At 37.2% G+C, this 17302-nt stretch carries 13 protein-coding genes and 1 pseudogene; 8 read left to right on the forward strand and 6 right to left on the reverse strand.

Annotated features, from left to right (window positions below; all coding sequences use genetic code 11):
* Positions 1–14: 14 nt before the first annotated feature.
* The 5 genes and pseudogenes from H1D32_RS07950 to H1D32_RS25335 all read left to right on the forward strand — a co-directional run bounded on the left by H1D32_RS07950 (position 15) and on the right by H1D32_RS25335 (position 7200).
* Entirely contained in the window at positions 15–1799 is a 1785-nt protein-coding gene (locus H1D32_RS07950; RefSeq protein ID WP_261177741.1) for a dynamin family protein, read from the forward strand.
* Between the two features lie 383 nt (positions 1800–2182).
* Positions 2183–2746 carry a tetratricopeptide repeat protein gene (locus H1D32_RS07955; RefSeq protein WP_261177743.1) on the forward strand — a complete coding sequence of 188 codons (564 nt, stop codon included), beginning with the start codon at positions 2183–2185 and terminating at the stop codon, positions 2744–2746.
* Positions 2719–4905, forward strand: a complete 2187-nt coding sequence (locus tag H1D32_RS07960; RefSeq protein ID WP_261177745.1) for a P-loop NTPase family protein — start codon at positions 2719–2721, stop codon at positions 4903–4905. The genes H1D32_RS07955 and H1D32_RS07960 overlap by 28 nt, the downstream gene beginning before the upstream one ends.
* A gap of 352 nt (positions 4906–5257) precedes the next feature.
* A pseudogene (locus H1D32_RS07965) lies at positions 5258–6663 on the forward strand (alanine/glycine:cation symporter family protein).
* A gap of 429 nt (positions 6664–7092) precedes the next feature.
* Positions 7093–7200, forward strand: coding sequence for a putative holin-like toxin (locus tag H1D32_RS25335; protein WP_396126165.1), 108 nt, complete (start codon positions 7093–7095; stop codon positions 7198–7200).
* A 446-nt stretch (positions 7201–7646) separates the two neighbouring features.
* On the opposite strand, the gene H1D32_RS07970 is transcribed toward H1D32_RS25335, so the two are convergent.
* From H1D32_RS07970 to H1D32_RS07995, 6 genes are all read right to left on the reverse strand, one after another.
* Positions 7647–8309, reverse strand: coding sequence for a transposase (locus H1D32_RS07970; protein WP_261177746.1), 663 nt, complete (start codon positions 8307–8309; stop codon positions 7647–7649).
* Positions 8281–8838 carry a hypothetical protein gene (locus H1D32_RS07975; RefSeq protein WP_261177747.1) on the reverse strand — a complete coding sequence of 186 codons (558 nt, stop codon included), beginning with the start codon at positions 8836–8838 and terminating at the stop codon, positions 8281–8283. Before H1D32_RS07975 ends, H1D32_RS07970 begins: the two co-directional genes overlap by 29 nt.
* 370 nt (positions 8839–9208) lie before the next feature.
* Positions 9209–10480, reverse strand: coding sequence for an IS4 family transposase (locus H1D32_RS07980; protein WP_261177748.1), 1272 nt, complete (start codon positions 10478–10480; stop codon positions 9209–9211).
* Positions 10481–10637: 157 nt separating this feature from the next.
* The gene (asnB, locus tag H1D32_RS07985; protein WP_261177749.1) at positions 10638–12551 is read right to left on the reverse strand and encodes an asparagine synthase (glutamine-hydrolyzing); all 1914 of its coding nucleotides are present in this window, start codon (positions 12549–12551) and stop codon (positions 10638–10640) included.
* A 268-nt stretch (positions 12552–12819) separates the two neighbouring features.
* Complete coding sequence (locus H1D32_RS07990) at positions 12820–13320, reverse strand: VanZ family protein (RefSeq protein ID WP_261177750.1); 501 nt, start codon at positions 13318–13320, stop codon at positions 12820–12822.
* A 414-nt stretch (positions 13321–13734) separates the two neighbouring features.
* Positions 13735–14715, reverse strand: coding sequence for a L,D-transpeptidase family protein (locus H1D32_RS07995; RefSeq protein WP_261177751.1), 981 nt, complete (start codon positions 14713–14715; stop codon positions 13735–13737).
* A gap of 223 nt (positions 14716–14938) precedes the next feature.
* Here H1D32_RS07995 and H1D32_RS08000 point away from each other — a divergent pair, with 223 nt between their 5' ends.
* The 3 genes from H1D32_RS08000 to H1D32_RS08010 all read left to right on the forward strand — a co-directional run bounded on the left by H1D32_RS08000 (position 14939) and on the right by H1D32_RS08010 (position 17141).
* A complete protein-coding gene (locus H1D32_RS08000; protein ID WP_261177752.1) occupies positions 14939–15379 on the forward strand; it encodes an SRPBCC family protein in 441 nt (146 codons plus the stop codon).
* 137 nt (positions 15380–15516) lie between these two features.
* Positions 15517–16353, forward strand: a complete 837-nt coding sequence (locus H1D32_RS08005) for a hypothetical protein (RefSeq protein ID WP_261177753.1) — start codon at positions 15517–15519, stop codon at positions 16351–16353.
* Positions 16354–16373: 20 nt separating this feature from the next.
* Positions 16374–17141: an SGNH/GDSL hydrolase family protein gene (locus tag H1D32_RS08010; RefSeq protein WP_261177754.1), complete on the forward strand. Its 768-nt coding sequence runs from the start codon at positions 16374–16376 to the stop codon at positions 17139–17141.
* The last annotated feature ends 161 nt before the right edge of the window (positions 17142–17302 follow it).

The raw sequence follows: 17302 nt of genomic DNA on the forward strand, positions 1-17302 counted from the left end.
TGAAAGAGGGGAAAATGGTGGATCTAAAAACATATGTACTTGAGGCGAAAAATACGTTACATACCTCGCCGATACGGAAACTGAAACAAAGTGGTAAGGCTTTACCTGAATTACAAGCGAATGGTAAACATTTAGAGAAGGCTGAGGAGCATATTGAAATGTTACTTGAGAAGGTAAATTCTCCATTAAAGGTGGTGATCATGGGGGAAGTAAAGGCTGGAAAGTCCACGTTACTTAATGCGTTATCAGGAGGGCAAGTATCACCAGTGAATGTGGCAGAGGCTACAGCGACAATTATTGAAATCAGTCATCACTCTGAGCCGAAGGGGACAATCGTCCGTGAAGCAGAGGAGATTAGTGGAAGTGCTGAAGAGATCTTTACCATTCTTGAGAACAAGCGAGGAGATAAGGACTATTTTGAAAAAACGAAATATGTCAAACTAGGCTTCCCTCTTGCGAACTTGCAGAAGTTAAAGCTTGTGGATACACCGGGTCTTGCGACTGTAAGAGAAGAAAATGCCGCGAGAACTGAGGCATATATTCAAGAATCAGATGTCGTCCTTTGGGTATTTAATGGGAATCATCTTGGACAGGCCGATATTGAGGAGAAACTTGAAGAAGTTGCCATGCTCGGAAAACCGATTGTTGCCCTTGTTAATAAAATCGATGAAGTAACAACCGATCCGATGAGATTGGTTGATTATTTGGAAAATCGAGTCGATATTTTTGCGGAACAGGTGCTACCTATTTCTGCTCAACTTGCTTATGAAGGCATTACTGAAAATGATGAAGCAAAGCTTGAACGATCTCATTTCCCAGAATTACTGTGCTACCTAGAGGAGAATATTGAACGGGATGATACCAAGGTTCAAGCTGAAAGCATTCAGCGTTCAACCGACGCTCTTCTCTATCAGGATAAAATCATTCATGAAAGCTATTCAAAAGAAATCGACTTCATGTTACAGCAAATGAAATCAAGAAAAGAGGACTTGGTTTACCACAATCAAGGGATAAAAGAATCCCTTGAGATCAGTTTGAAGAACTGGTTCTATGGTGAATTTCTTGAGACGGAAAGAGACGTAATCCTTACGAAGGTGAGTAACCTTGGGCTTTTATCGAAAAAGGCGGATAAGGAAGAAATTAAACAGTTGATCGTCAATTCCCTCGCCCCTGAACGTGTACAGGCGCAGCTTGAGCAAAAATATGCTCAGTTAAATGAAGAATTTCAAATGAAATGGCAGCAAGTAATTCGCGAATTAAACGATAAGGTAATCCTCGAAGCCAACCAATTTGAAAAAAGTCATGAGCAGGAGTTTTCCTACAAACTAGCCAAACTTGATGAGACCCTGCCAACGGGCGAGGATTTCTTGAAGGAAGGCATGGGGAAAGGTGCAGCTATTGGAGGTGCGTACGGAGCATCGGCTGCTGCTTACGTCGCTTGGCTTGGTCCTTATGCGGCAAGCGTTTCTTTAGGAACGGCCCTTGCTGCCATGCTTCCACCAGTTTTAATCATTGGGGCAGTAACTGGAGCGGTGGCAAAAATTGTTACCTACAAAAGCACGAAACAGAAATACGAGGCAGAAGTTGAGGGCTTCATCAAAGATATTAAGCGTCAATTGAGTGAAACTTTTATTCCCAAAATGACAGAACAGCTGAAATTACAAAGTAACCATGTAGCAGATGAAATTTACCACAAGCTCTGTAACAGCCTCTGCCAAAACTGGACAGAACAATCCCTAGCTGAGCTTCAGCATGGCATTCAGCGCTATACGATAAGATTGGCGCCAATGCCAGTCTAATGCAATAGAAATAACTGCCCGGGTGGGTGGTTATTTTTTTTGCAAAAATGCTTTACAACGAACAAGAATTGTATGAACAGAAAGACTGGAATCTAACTTTTGAAGAAGTACTATAAGTGAAAATAGAAGCCAGGGAGATGAAATATATTAAAATACCAACGTTTGGGGTCAACGTTTGGGGTCTGACCCCCACCAGAGTAAAGCTTTAAAGCGGTGGGGGTCAGACCCCAAAAGGGTTGTTGTGAAAATGAAATATAATTGAAACCTATGTAAATAAAAGATTTGCTACTATAATGGGAGGCTATTAAAAGTTTGGGTGATTTTGAAGTAGGAAAGATACTAGTTTAAATCACGCAACGAAAATACAAATTTGGGGGTAAAACATGATAGTAGAACAACAGCTGATCCAAAAAAAGTATTATGAAAGCTTACTTATAGATCAAGAGAATAATCCACTAGAATTTCTAGCTCATTTATTTATGAGTGAAAAAAACAATGAGGAGTCAGATCTGTCGTATATTCGCTTTTCACAAGGCGAAATGTATTTCCACAACAAAGATTTTGAAGCGGCTATTTTCAAGTGGGAGCAGGTACATAACGACTTGCAGCAGTGGGCAATAAAAAATATGGCCGATGCATATTATGAACTTGGTTTAGTACCAACAGCTATTGACCTCTATCAATCGGTCAAAAGTGAGAGTTTGACTTTGCGTTCTGAGGTGGCCTTGAATTTATTTTCAATATACAACGAACAAGAAAAACTAGATTTTGCAGCTGATGTTATTAAGAGGGCTGTCACCTTAAATCCAGACTATCCAAATGTAACAGTCGTCGCTCGAACTTTTTTTGAAAAGTATCGTGACTGGGGTAGTGCAATCGAGCTTGTGGTAAATGAAGCCATTCGTACGGAGCGGTTAGAATGGTTTACTATCTTAAAAAATATATAGATGAGGAATTAACAAAGTCAGTTCCGCCTCACTATTTTTCGACGCTTTTAGAAGTTGTATATAATGTCGATCAAGAAAGCTTTGAAAAGCTTGTCGTCTCGTTATGGAATAGCTATGAAGAAGAGGAATTATATTTTTCATGGATTAGCGAAATCAATCGTTTATTCCTAAAGTTAGATGTGAAACCTTCTGCTACATGGCATGAGGTTTCAACTAAATATCATCAGACTTATTTTTCATTAATAAATGGACAATATTTGATAAAAGAGATTTCAGATCTTGTTCCAAATTTACTTACAAATTGGTTAAAACTAGCCTGTGCTTCGCAATCTTTATTTGCTGCAACAGCAGTCGTTGCCTGGAATGAATTTTTTAAAGGATCGTTGGATGTAGAAAAAGCAGAACAAATACTTTTGCATGCGAAAAAAGATCCAGCACAGATCGAACAGAATATTGAGATGTTTGATGAAATTGTAGCGTGGTCGAAAACGAATGAATTAGATATTGACCATCGTTTGAAGTGGGCGGTCGAAAAAGTGCTCGACCTACAAACCAGCCATCTTTTGGTTGTGGGAATGGCGGGGAATGGAAAGACTTCGTTTCTGAATTCTATCCTTGGAGGCAATATCGTCGCAGCTCCACCTTCAACAATGGTTGTGTATCGTAACTCTGAAGATATTCAAATTAGTGAAATTACGGAACAAGACACACTACCGGTATTGAGTCTTGTTGATTTTTCTGATATGAAACAGGAAGAAGAAGTGAAAACCCAGTCACTTGTTCACTTTGAGATGCCAAATAAATTTTTAGTGGAAAATCGAGTAGCATTCATGGATATTCCTGATATTGATCGCAGTAAAGATTATCCTTTTTTACAATTAGCGGATGGGTTGTTATTTGTATTAACAGCGACGACCCTTTTTACAGATAGAGAACGTGATCTTTTACTGAAAATGCAAGAACAGGTACACAATTTACCGGTCCATTTTTTATTAAGGACGGATTCGATTTATCATGAGCAAGAGGTAGCTAAGATTGTAGAGGAAATTCGTACGAGAATTTTTGAGTATTTTCCAAAAGCAAGAATTTTTCCGTATTCAACACATAATAAGAGCAGCAAGCAAGCTGAAGAATTATCCGACTTCATCCAAGTAGCTCTTCATCACAAAAAGCTCATGGAAACGCGCAACAAGAAGGTACTATTCTATATCCGTGAAGCTCTTACGTATTTAATAAAAAGACGAGTAGAAATTGAAAATGAGATGACCGAGGTTATCCAATGGAAAGAAGATATCGTCTCTAAATTAAATGCAGCGGTTCATCAGCTTAGCGACTTGGAAAAGGAGAAAGTAAAAGTGATTCAAAGTTCTTATCATACGATAAAAGAAGATATAAGGCTGGATCTGAAAATGGCTATCCCGAAATTAGTTAGAGATTGTTCAGCCTTAGTTAAAGAAGATAGTGATTTTCGAAAAATTCATATTGAACTTAACCAAGAGATGAATGAAAGAATTCAAAATTATATACAACATACAATCCTCCCGAGATTTACAAAAGCAATTCAGGGTTGGATTGAATTATCTAGCGAGGAGTTTTTCCTTAGTCAGGACTATTTAGATGAAATAAGTGAAGGTTTTGATCGTTTGTACGGTGTAGAGCGTTTAAAGCTAAATTGTGATTTTAAGGTTCTTGATGATTGGACCCGTGATGCAAACCGTTTATCGAATGGGATACAATTAGAAACAATGAACATTTTAAATCGCTCAACCCCGTCACAATTGGTTGTAAAAAGTGCTGGAAAGCTCTTTGGAACCTTTGGCACGAACAAGACGGTACTAGCGAATATGTATCAAAAGTTAATTGAAAAGGAGGATTATGAAAAGTTAGCAGCAACTGTTACTAATCAGTTCATTCTCCAATTTGAAATGTTCGAAAAAGGGTTAGAACGTGATATTGCGATGTTCTTTAAAGAATCATTCAGTGCTTTACACGAAACCATTGAGGAAGAACAACAAGATATCCAAGATAAAAAGGATACCTTAAAACGGTTAAAAGCTAATCCTGAAAACTATCTCGATCCGATTACTCTTTTCCAAGTAAGACTGCTACAAAACGAGTTGCTGCAAAAAGAAATCAATATGAGCCCGTCCTTTGCATAAGAAATAAAATACTGTACCTCATGTAATTACCAATATTCGGGCACAAATAACAGGAGTTGTCATACGACAGCTCCTGTTTTATTATTTTTTCTTGGGGTCTTTTCTTGGGGTCTGACCCCCACCGGAGTAAAGCTTTAAAGCGGTGGGGGTCAGACCCCTAAGACTCAAAGACTCAAAGACTCAAAGACCTCTTCGACAAATTTCGTTGATTTTTGCGGATTTGACTGTATAATTTAATTTTATCCTTTCATGATAAGGATAGTGGAAATTTTTATGAAGTGAGGTTGGTTATCTTTCTGCTAATGATCTAGTAACAAAAGAGGTTGAATCAAAAAATAAAAGAGGTGTACATATGGTAGAGAATATCATTAACTGGGGTAATACGATTATGTGGTCGTACATATTAATCGTATTACTTGTTGGTTTAGGGATTTATTTTACGTTTAGGACAAACTTTGTTCAGATAACCCATTTTAAGGAATGTTTACATTGTTGAAGGAAAGCCCTTCAACGAGGGATAACAAGAAGAGTGTTTCCTCATTTGGAGCGTTTACGATTAGTGCTGCATCAAGAATTGGAACTGGTAACTTAGCTGGGGTTGCAATCGCAATTACCTTAGGAGGTCCTGGGGCAATATTTTGGATGTGGATTGTAGCATTATTTGGAGCTGCATTAAGTTTTATTGAGAGTACGTTAGCGCAAGTTTACAAAGTAAAAGATAAAAACGGCTTTAAAGGTGGACCTGCTTATTATATGCAAAACGCTCTTGGTAAGAGATGGATGGGTGTCTTATTTGCTGTTTTAATTACATTCTGTTTTGGATTAGCCTTTAACTCTGTTCAAGCAAATACAATTGCAGCTGCATTCGAAACAGCATTTGGGTTAGATCGACTATTAGTTGGAGTAGTGATCACAATTTTAGTCGGGTTTACAATTTTTGGTGGAGTTAAACGGATTGCACAAGTTACTCAAATCATAGTTCCATTCATGGCCATTTTTTATCTTCTAATAGCTATCTATGTAGTGGTAATGAACTTCCGCGAAATACCAGGTGTTTTTGGTTTGATTTTATCGAGTGCATTTGGTTTAGAACAAGCGGTCGGTGGTGGGATCGGTGCTGCGATTATGAATGGTGTAAAACGCGGCTTGTTCTCTAACGAAGCTGGGATGGGTAGTGCGCCAGTCGCTGCAGCAACAGCTAACGTGAGTCACCCTGCTAAGCAAGGGTTCATTCAGACGTTAGGGGTATTCGTAGATACAATCTTAATCTGTAGTGCAACCGCATTTATTATTCTTTTAGCGGGTACTCCTGAAGAAGGAATGACAGGAATTCAAATTACACAAGCAGCATTGAGTGTTCATGTAGGTTCATGGGCTAATATTTTTGTTGCGATCGCCATTTTATTGTTCTGCTTTAGCTCGATTATTGGTAACTATTATTATGGTGAGTCCAACATTGGATTTATTAAGGAAAATAAAACTGTTCTACTGGTTTTCCGCTTAGCTGTACTAGGAATGGTTGTCTTTGGATCGGTTGCAAGCATGGGTCTAGTTTGGGATTTAGCTGACTTATTTATGGCTTTAATGGCAACGGTGAACTTAATTGCCCTTTTATTAATTGGAAAGATTGCAATTAAAGTTTTACAAGATTACATCACCCAGAAAAAAGCGGGCAAAGACCCTGTATTCTACGCATCAAGTATTGAAGGACTAGAAAATGTAGAGTGCTGGAAAGACGAAACAGAAGCATCAAAGTAATCGAGTAAAAAACCTTTGTCTTTAAACACATAAAAAGGGGTCTACCCTGTAAATAGACTCTCACAGGTAAGTTCACTTACTTTTATTAAAAAAATCCTTTAGTACAATTTGCATTCGTGTTGGTGAAAGTGAACTTTCAATGGGGCCTATCAAAAGATGATAGGCTCCTTTTCTCTTTCAGTAGATTATTGATATCTAAAAAGGCTGGTATATAACCGGGGCGGTCAGAGCCCAAAAACGTTCACATTCTCTAACACATGCTATTTACACAACTTAGCCTAAGCGGCTCCCCCCATGCAATTTTGTCGAAAAATCAATCTCATTTAGTTCATTAGACTGGTATAAATAAGAACGTATGTTTGTTAGAATGAACTAGTAACTATCCAAAACAAGATGGTGGCGGAACTTTCTCTGAAAGGAGTGAGGTAGATAACGACATATCAAGCATTTACTTTAGTAGCACAATTTAACTCTTTGTTAATTGCGGTCCTAAGTCTGATCATCACTATTGTCGTCTATGTAAACAAAAAGAAATAGCCACCTGCTCGCCAAAGTAAGGTGACTATCTTTATGGAAGGTTGTCAATGTTTTAGAAAAGAGCCTTATGGAATTTCTTCGACCCTACTACTTGCAGCAGGTAGTTACATTGACCGAGCGTTCTAGCGCTCGGTCACTTTACATTCAGCTAAATTCTCCTTTAATTATACATGAGTGTAAATAGTGTTTGCAATTAGCGGGACCCTAAGGAACGTCCCAGTAGCTGATGATGATGTGTACTTTCATCGGTGCTTGACTTAAGTAGTTTTTCTTTACTTAGGTAACGCTTTAAAGTTGTGGGGGTCAGACCCACTAGCGTTGCATGATAGTATATTAATTGAATAAATGATAAATTTTAACAATATGTTTTTAGGACGAAATGAAAAAAGGAGAATGGGGTATTAAATTGACCTCGTTCCCTTTTTTTTACATATAATATTAATTCTTTATTTTTTCTTTAACCATGGCGACTGTTCCAAAGCTGGGCATAACCTTCGGTAATGGAATAGGTACTTTTTGTCTTCCTTTTGACTTTCTTTTCTTTTTCGATGCAGCTCTTTATAAAAAGAACTGACTGTGTGAAAAAGGAAGGTTTGTAAAAGGCGAAAGAATTCCCATGGCGTTTTTGTTGATCCAGACTGAAGCTTTATAATTAGAGATAATCCAAATGCGATTAGAGCAAGAAACATCTGATTCCAAATACCTTGTGGTTTCGTACTCCAGATTTTTGTTAGTTTCAGATGCTGTTTAATCCACTTAAAGAATAATTCGATAATCCAACGATTACGGTAAATTTCCATTACTTGTAGGTCTGTTAGATCAAATCTTGTTGTTAAAATCCTATAAGACCTACCTTTCTCATCTAAAAATTCAATATACCTTATCGGTATTTCAGATAAACCATATAAAACTTTTGCATCATGAATGACAGACGGATGAGTTGGCTTAAATTCCTGTAATGTATATAATCTAAGATTCTTTTTTATACGAACGACAAAGGAAATCTCTCTTTTCTGCCAGTCCATTAAGTTCTTTTTTGATGGATAAGCTCGATCCATTACATAGGTGGTATCATTTTCTTCAATTAGCGCTAGAACTTTCAGAGTCACTTACTGTACCTGTCGAAGGCAGGATTTTGTCTGGAAAAGCCACGTTTGGAGAAACAACAGATAGCCTAGTGTGCATTTTGACTGCGTTATAATCTTTCGATATGTATGCCCAATCGCATAAACGTTCAGGTAACTTGATTTCAGTTGAATCAACAATGCTCAATTTCCCAATACCACTTGGTAGCCCTTTGCATGTGTCAGTTAATTGTTTAATTTTTTGAACCACTTTGGCGAATATTTTTTGAACCCATTCTGTCGGCAGATCATTAATACGTCGGCTTAGCTGAGATCCGCTAATATCCTTAATATCTAATTCCTTACACAATTTTGGGTAAGCTCTTAACTTTTCTTCCATATGGGCATATGAACTCCATTTATCTAACTGTGCTGATACGAAAATTCTCAATAAAGATTTTGTAGAAAGCTTATAGTTTCCGTAATCTATCAAGGGGCAATCAAAATCCTCAGTTGGCAGTAGTGATAAGCATTGACAAATGAGCATTTCCCGTCCTATACTTTTATTATTCATTAGGAACTCCTTTGTAGTAGACTTGTTTGTTTTAGGGAACGAAACAAGGACTCATCTTCTACAATAGGAGTTTTTTTTATGTCTGTAAATACTAATATTTGAAAATTTGAGAGGTTTTTCAAGTCATGCAATGCTAGTGGGTCTGACCCCCGGTGGGTTAAAGGAGTAAAGCGTTAAAGTGATGGGGGTCAGACCCAATGTCATCAACTTAGTGTTACAGAAATTTACAAATAGAAGCTGCTCTAGATGTAGTAAGATAATTTAGTTAAGAATTTGGTATAAAACTACTAAAAAAGACAATAGGATGCCCGGGCGATGATATTTAAATTTTTTTCATCTCCCTGGCTTTTATTTTTTTGTTATTTTTTAGTTAGATGCAAGTCTTTCTGTTCATACAATTTTTGTTCGCTTTTAAGCTTTTTCGACGTATAAATTTCCTTCCAGGCCTTTTCGGAACCTTATTTCGGATAACTTCTTTTAAAATTTTTTGATACATTATTAGCCGAAGCTCCTCAAGTGTTTCTAGAAGTATTACGAGTAATTTGTCCTTGAGTTTCCCAATAAGTATGTTGATATTTACAGTATATTGATGCTTGAGCTTCTTCATCGAATGTTCTATTTCTATTAGCTCGTCTGCCTCTTGTTTAACCAATGAGACCATATTTGCTAGGAACATTGAAGCATAAAAATCTTGTTCAATAGTCTCCTTGGAATCGCCTGTGAATTTCTGTATTTCTAACTTGTTCTTTAACTCATCGTATTTTACTTCAATTCCCCAACGTTTAAAGTATAGTGACTTAAAGTGCTTCACATCTAACGATGTGTCCATCAAATTGGTTACTAATATTTCCTCGATCCCAGAATCTAACTCAAACTTTATGACTCTTAAAGTAATCTCGCTTCCTTGTTTTTCAAACCTAATGGTTTGATCAGCTAATGTTGAATCTATCTTATTTTTGTAGTAATTATTAGGAATTCTAATGACAAATTTGGTATGAACACTCATCAAATAAAAGAAAAAGTCAATGGAAGGATATCCACGGTCGAAGAGAAGTAAATCATTCTTAGATCCACTTTTTCTTAACATTTCTATCAGTTGTGTGGCTACTTCTCGTTCTGGTGCTGTACATTTTGTAATTAATGCTTTAACTATTATGTTATTTTCGATATCATATATACAGGATGTCATTCCTCGTGCAAGCTCGACCGACGTGCCTTTCGCTGAGTTATAGACATCCCTTAATTTTTTAGAGTTATTTATCTCCAAAATAGCAGCGTCTATTGCACATAATCGATATCCCATATAGGTTTTATAGCTACCCTGTTCGTAAAACCAATCCGCTATCATATTGAATAAATACATAAATGCTTCAGGTTTAATCTTCTTCCTTGCCGCAGTAAAACCTTGCTTGCTTATTGCCACCTTCTCCTTATCAATCACTTCGAAGAAGTTATCCAACTCATATTGAAGGCTTTTCCTAACGAAATTTAACATAAACAGAATCGTAGTCTTAAAACTTAACTTATTTTTCCCCACACGAGTAAAATAACCCGGTTTAGCCCTTGCTTCACACATGAAAATAAAATCATCCAACACTTCCTGAGTTAATTTAACTGCTTCTAAAAACCTACTTTTTCGCAAAAAATCACCACTTAATCGAAAGATATACCTAGTAATTGGTATTCAAATCGATTATTGTGGTGATTTTAAAAGTCAAGAGAACATAAGATTTTATTTATTTTACCTTTACATTTTTTGTAAACTTAAGTTAATGACATTGGGGTCAGACCCCCACCAACTAAACTCCTAGGCTGACGGCAGGTTTGTAAGTTGCAGGATCGATTTGAATGGCTTCAGAAACAGTTAAGCTGTCGGCTTGCTCGTAAAGTGAATACCAGAGCATGAAGGATAAGACGGTCCAAAGCTTCCGACTGTTATCTGTTTTCATGCTCGCATGGTCTTCGAGCAATGCTAATACTTCAGAGCGGTTGAAAATTTGGTCTGTTGTAGCACTATACTTGATTACGTCCTTGGCCCAATCATAAAGCTCATTTCGTAGCCAATGCCGAATTGGAACTGGGAAACCAAGTTTTTTACGGTATAACACAGAGTCTGGAACAAGCCCCTTAACGGCTTCTCGTAATACATATTTCGTTGTACCATGTGAAATCTTCATATGGTCAGGGATTTGTCTTGCCACATCAAAAACCTCTTTATCTAAAAATGGAACACGCAGCTCTAAGGAATGGGCCATTGTCATGCGATCCGCTTTCACTAGGATATCCCCAGGAAGCCATGTGTGTAGGTCGATGTATTGCATTTTGGAGGTTTCATTATACTGTTTTGAATCCTGGTACAGTGATTTTGTCACCTCAGTAAAAGCCCCGTTCGGTCTATAATTGGATAGGATCCGCTTCTTTTCTTGTTCTGAAAACATATAAGCATTCCCGATATAACGCTCTGACAAAGGTGTCGTTCCTCTTAAAATATAGCTTCTTCCTTTTACTCCATTTGGCAAAGTTAACGCAAGTCTGTTCATCATAACCTTGAGCCACTTTGGTAACCTCTCAAACCAACTTAAAGCAAGCGGTTCTCGGTAGATGTTATAACCGCCAAAAAGTTCGTCTGCACCTTCTCCTGAAAGCACGACTTTTACGTGTTTACTTGCTTCTTTGGCGACGAAGTAGAGGGGAACAGCAGCAGGGTCTGCCACTGGATCATCCATATGCCAAATAATATTTTTAAGCTCACCGACGAACTCTTCTGGAGTAATTAACTTATGAATATTTTCCACACCTAATTTTTCAGCCGTTTCTTTCGCAATGTCTACTTCGCTAAAACCTTCAGTTTCAAAGCCAACAGTAAACGTTTTAAGATTAGGGTTATGTTCTTTTGCTAGGGCGACAATGGTCGTAGAGTCAATTCCACTAGATAGAAATGCTCCAACCGGAACATCGCTGCGCATATGTTTGGCAACTGAATCTTCGAGAGCCATTCTGATTTTTGTTGTAAACTCTGAAAAATTCAAATCGAGTGGTGCGAACGATTTTTTATAATAGCTCGAGGTCACTGCCTTTTCATTCTGCTTTTTTATTAAAAAATGACCTGGGCTTAATTTATGGATATCTTTGGATAAACACCGAGGCTCTGGCACGTATTGGTAGGTCAAATAGTGCTGGATATTTTCCTGAGATAGTTCATGATGTTCGGTCAATATTTTTATTGATTTTTGTTCGGACGCAAAGAAAAGTCGTTCCTCTGTTTCAAAAAAGTAAAACGGTTTGATCCCAAAAGAATCACGAGCAGCGAATAAGGTTTCAGTTTCTGTATCCCAAATCGCAAAAGCGAACATTCCCCTTAGCTCATGTACACACTCCGTACCTTTGTGAGCATACAATGCCAGGATTACTTCCGTATCTGACATCGTTTGGAAGCTGTAGCCAATCTCAGTTAGTTCCTTCCGTAATTCCACATGGTTATAGATCTCCCCATTAAAAATAATATGATATCTATTTAGATAGGAGAGAGGCTGATTTCCATGCTCCAAATCAATAATACTTAATCGTTTAAAGCCAAACTCGACGCTAGTGTCCTTGTATTCACCAGTAGCATCTGGTCCTCTATGATTAATCGCCTGTAATGCCTCATCCCACATAACCGAGTTGATTTTATCAACATTTTCATTTCTTAAGATTCCAACGAAACCGCACATTTTTTTTCCTCCTATACTAACAGTTACCGTAGTTTTTTGTTGATCAAAACTGTTTCTACACTAACTACCTGAGTAATGCAGAAAAAGTTTTCAGGAGGTGAAAATATTTTTTAGTGGGGTCTGACCCCAGTCAGTTAAAGGAGTAAAGCGTTAATACGGTGGGGGTCAGACCCCTATGATACCAATGATAAAGAAAATTCGGGGAACTCTTTGACCATCTTTAGCTATTTTTAATTAAACGTTTGATTAATTTTGTATGTATTCATAGTTAAGCGGATCTATTATCGAGCTTTTTTGTGAAGTAGGCGTTCTTAAACTTATTCAGCATTCTAAAAAGAACAATCAGGATACCAAGAAGAAGAACAGAAGTGAAGCTTCCGGCCGTATTGATATAAACATCCAAAATTCTACCGCTGCGACTGACTAAGAAGTGTTGGTGTACTTCATCAATGAGTCCAATGATGCTAGCGGAACCAAAAGCAAGTAGCCCACGGAGCAAGAATTTTTGAATAGGTATCAGAAGTAGATAAATTACTGTTGCGAGGAACCCGTAGGCTACAAAGTGCCCGAGTTTTCGCATTTGAAAGTAGGAAGAATTATCTTTTAATGAATATACATCATAGAAAGAGCTAGTAGAGTCAAGGAAAAAAAGCATGGAAGCCTCTTCTTCATATAACGATCGAATAGGCGCGCCGTCCAATTGCGCCATTAAACTAAAAGTAATAATTAAAAGAGAGAATACAATAATTAGTGGAAGTACGTACCGCATTTTGCCCTCCTTTTCTAGTACCCTAGCTTAGACAATGAATGCAGTTTTTATTCTCTGGTTTTAGCATAGCTACTTCCAGATGACCTTCTAACTAACGATGGATTTATGCCCAGTTTGTTTTAAATAAGTAAAGAGAGGGTGTACGAGCTCATACTCACTTGGCCTCCTTACAAGTCATTCATTCATTTCCCAGAGTTACCCTATCATTTCCCGGCATTATTCTATCAAAAACTGAAGTTATACAATCAAACCGTCACATTATTCAATCATTTGTCACAAACTCCAATACAAAGGTAGGTCCGCAAATCACTAGAGGCTGCCCGAACTGGACAGCCTCTTCACCTATTATTAAATTTAATTAAACGTTTGATTAATTTTGCAGATAAGCATTCCCCTAGACGAAAACTCTGAAGATTATTTAATCGATCTTGAGTTACCCCAGATGATATCAACTTCTCCCATGTAGTAACCCAACTTTTTTAGGTTATTTTGTATTTTTTCGACTTCCTTCACATCGGGTTTCGGTGCTACTGGAGTGACAGGCTTTTGTTGCTCGGTTGGCTCTTGCTTGGGCGGTTCTGGTGTGGTCGGCTTTGGTTCTTCTTGCTTTGGTGGTGGTGCACCAACTGCAACCTTTTTCGGTGGATTACGTAACGCTCTTATTGTTTGGCCACCAATGATTCCATCAACAAGTAAACCGTGCTCATGTTGAAATGTTCGAACTGCGAGTTCAGTTTTTTCATTGAAACTACCATTAATTTCCCCAGGGTCATAACCTAGTATTTTTAAAGTGTTTTGCAAATCCTTGACTTGATCGCCTTTTGAACCTAGTTGCAGGACGGTACCTTTGTTGATGGTTGGTGCAGAACCTTTTGTTGAAGCGGTAATTTTATGGCCGTTTGCAAGGGCGATATTGTCAAAGGAACTGCTAGAATTGACAATCACAACAGGTGTATCAATTGCAACTTGGTCAAAAAGCCAGATGACTTCGTCGTTATGCATTCGAACGCAGCCTAAGCTAACATAACCACCGATCGAAGCTGGATTCGCATTTCCGTGAATGGCATAGGTAGTCCCCCAGGTTCCACGTGCATTTAGTCCCAGCCAACGAGCTCCAAGTGGATTTTTCGGGTCTCCACCTGGAATATTGTCTTTGTAATAAGGTCGCTCGACAATCTTATTAACAATCTTGAAATTTCCTTCAGGTGTTAGTGACGCACTTTTTCCCGTTCCAACGCTAAAAATGCGATTGAGTTTATTATTTTCATAGTATGCCAGCTCATTACTGGCCTTATTAATAATAATTAGTTGCCCAGATGATGCGTTTGTTGGTTGAGGCAACCAAAATGAAAAAAAGAAACAAATGATAATTGAAAAGATTACTAGCTTTTTCATAATAAAACCCTCCTCGATGATGAAACCTCTATGTGTTGTTGGAAACAGCATTATCTGAAAAGTTAGGATGGAATAATTGCGTTTATTTTGCCGTGCTGTTTTCGTTCTCTACACCATTAGACGCCAATATTTGGTAATTGTTACATGTCTTATTGAAATAATCATGAAACCGCAAAACAAGTCATATGATCATAATGAGTAGCTTAGTGGTGGGGGGATTTTTATGAAGACGGTGGAGTATAGTGTGATCATCAACAAACCAATTACTGAAGTTTTTGCTTATATTGAAAACCTTGAGAACAGACCGAAGTGGGAACAAGGTGTAGTCGAAGTGAAGGTCGTGTCTGGTAACTATACTGAGCCTGGTTCAGTGATTCAAATTACAAATCAAATGTTGGGTAAAAAAATGGAGACGGTTGCTGAAGTCGTTGACTATGAGAAAAATAAACATGTCATTTGTCGGGCTGAAAAACCGTTTCAACATGAGATTGCCAATGTCTATGAGGATCTAGGTGGCAAAACAAAGTTTACGAGACGAGCAACGGCAAATGTTGAAACTCAGGGCGGGGTTACAAAGCTTACTTCAACTCTTTTGGTAAAAAGGGTGGAGAAGGCTTTTCAAAAAACAGTTGAGAATGCTAAAAAGCAATTAGAAAACAGCTAAGCAAGAAAGAGTTGAGCAAATATTGCTCGACTTTTTTGTTTTCGACTATTCGTATGTTAATAAAAATTTTGAAGATTAATAGCAATTTTTGTATTATAATGAAATTTATAGATAATCACAGTTAGGTGGGAATTAAATTGAGAAAAATATTACTCATAATTAGTTTTATATTCCTTTCTACGTTCTTCTTTTCGTACTATGCGTCAAGTGAAGAAAATACAGAAGATCCAATTGAAAATCCAGAAGATGAAAATGAGGGTGAACCGGAACAGCCAGAACAACCAGAACCGGAACCGGAGCCTGAAGCACCACCGAAAGAAAAAGAGAAAAAAACACCACCAATAGTAGAGCCTGAAAAGGTTGAAAAAAAGATAAATGATAAGCAAGAAACACCAAAAGAACAACAAAACTCAGAAGAGACTACAACTCCAGAGAAGAAGATTCAAAGAAAAGTTGAAGAGGTAACAAATATTGTTATACCTATCCCTCAACAAGAGTCAACTGAACAGCAGGTAATCGAGGAGGAACTTATTGATTACGTATTATCTACATTTAGCAAGGATGGCGGAAATTATGTAACATCGTTTGATACCTATATTTTACGAAATATCCTCTCAATTTTTTTGTATAATGAACCGGACCAGGCTTCTTTAGCTAGATATTCTGATAATCCTTTTTTTGATCTAGCAATAAAACTTACTCATGTGCAGGTGGAAGAGTTGCAACAATTTTTCAAGAGCGAGCATATTGAATTACACCAGGACTATGAAATTCTTGTATTAAAATTGGAGGAATTCTTGTTACATAGAGATGAGGCTCTTTCTGTTCAAGATATTGAGATTACTACTGTTGTCGATAAAGTGGAGGAAGAGCAAGTAGATGAGTTAGTAGAGAGTGAAGATACACCTAAAGAACATTTTACAGCTGTAATAGCTCAATTTTTCAGGTGGCTGGGCTCCTTTTTCTCTAAATAAAGAAATTGGCAGGTGAGAAAATGAAAAAGGTAATGATTGTCTTGTGTATTTTTATAGCGATATTTACGATTATTGCGAGTAAACACTTTTACGATCATAGAGTAAAAACAACTGCTTTAGCTGCAAAAGAGGTATTAACAGAACATGCTCAAATTGAAGAGTTAGAAAATGAACGTGCAAGGCAACGGTTATTAACTAAAAATATGGATACAAACCTAGCGAACATAGTATACCAAGCTATTGAAAACAATGATAAAGTTAACATAGTTATTGTTTCTAGTGAATTCCAAATAGCAACCCGTTGGTATGATATTTTTGAAAGTGAATTACATACCCATTATAGAGATGATTTATTTAATTTAACAGTGGTTGAGTATAATGATAAAAGTTCGTATCAGTTTGTTCATGAGCAACATTATAATATTATTTTAGAAAAAGAACCGGATGTACTTATTATTGATGCATTTTTATTAAACGATAATGGGATTTATCTAATCGAAGACACTCTTACAAATTTAGATAGTATCATTAACGAGATTAAGAATAATTCTGATGATCTAGTAGTGATTGTCCAACCGCCACATCCTATGTATGATGAAGGTTATTACCTAGCTCAGGTAGAGAAGTTAGAAGCTCATGTAAGTGAAAAGGGGTATTTATATTTTGATCATTGGTCGAATTGGCCGGAATTTGGATACTTAACCGATAATCAACCTAACCTGGACGGACATAAGCATTGGTCCGAATTTATAACCAATTATTTCATAGCTAATAAAAAAGGGAACTAGGACTAAAGTCTGTGTTCTCTTTTTTGTATTTATAGAGGGGAAAAAATCTCTAGATTGAATTTGCTATAATGCTTGTATATATTGATATATCAGTATTTATTAACGGTTTCAATAGTAATAAATTATTTATTATATGAATGTATTTAAATATAATTATAGTG

Origin of the sequence: Anaerobacillus sp. CMMVII, from assembly GCF_025377685.1 — a bacterium.
Classification (GTDB): Bacteria; Bacillota; Bacilli; order Bacillales; family Anaerobacillaceae; genus Anaerobacillus.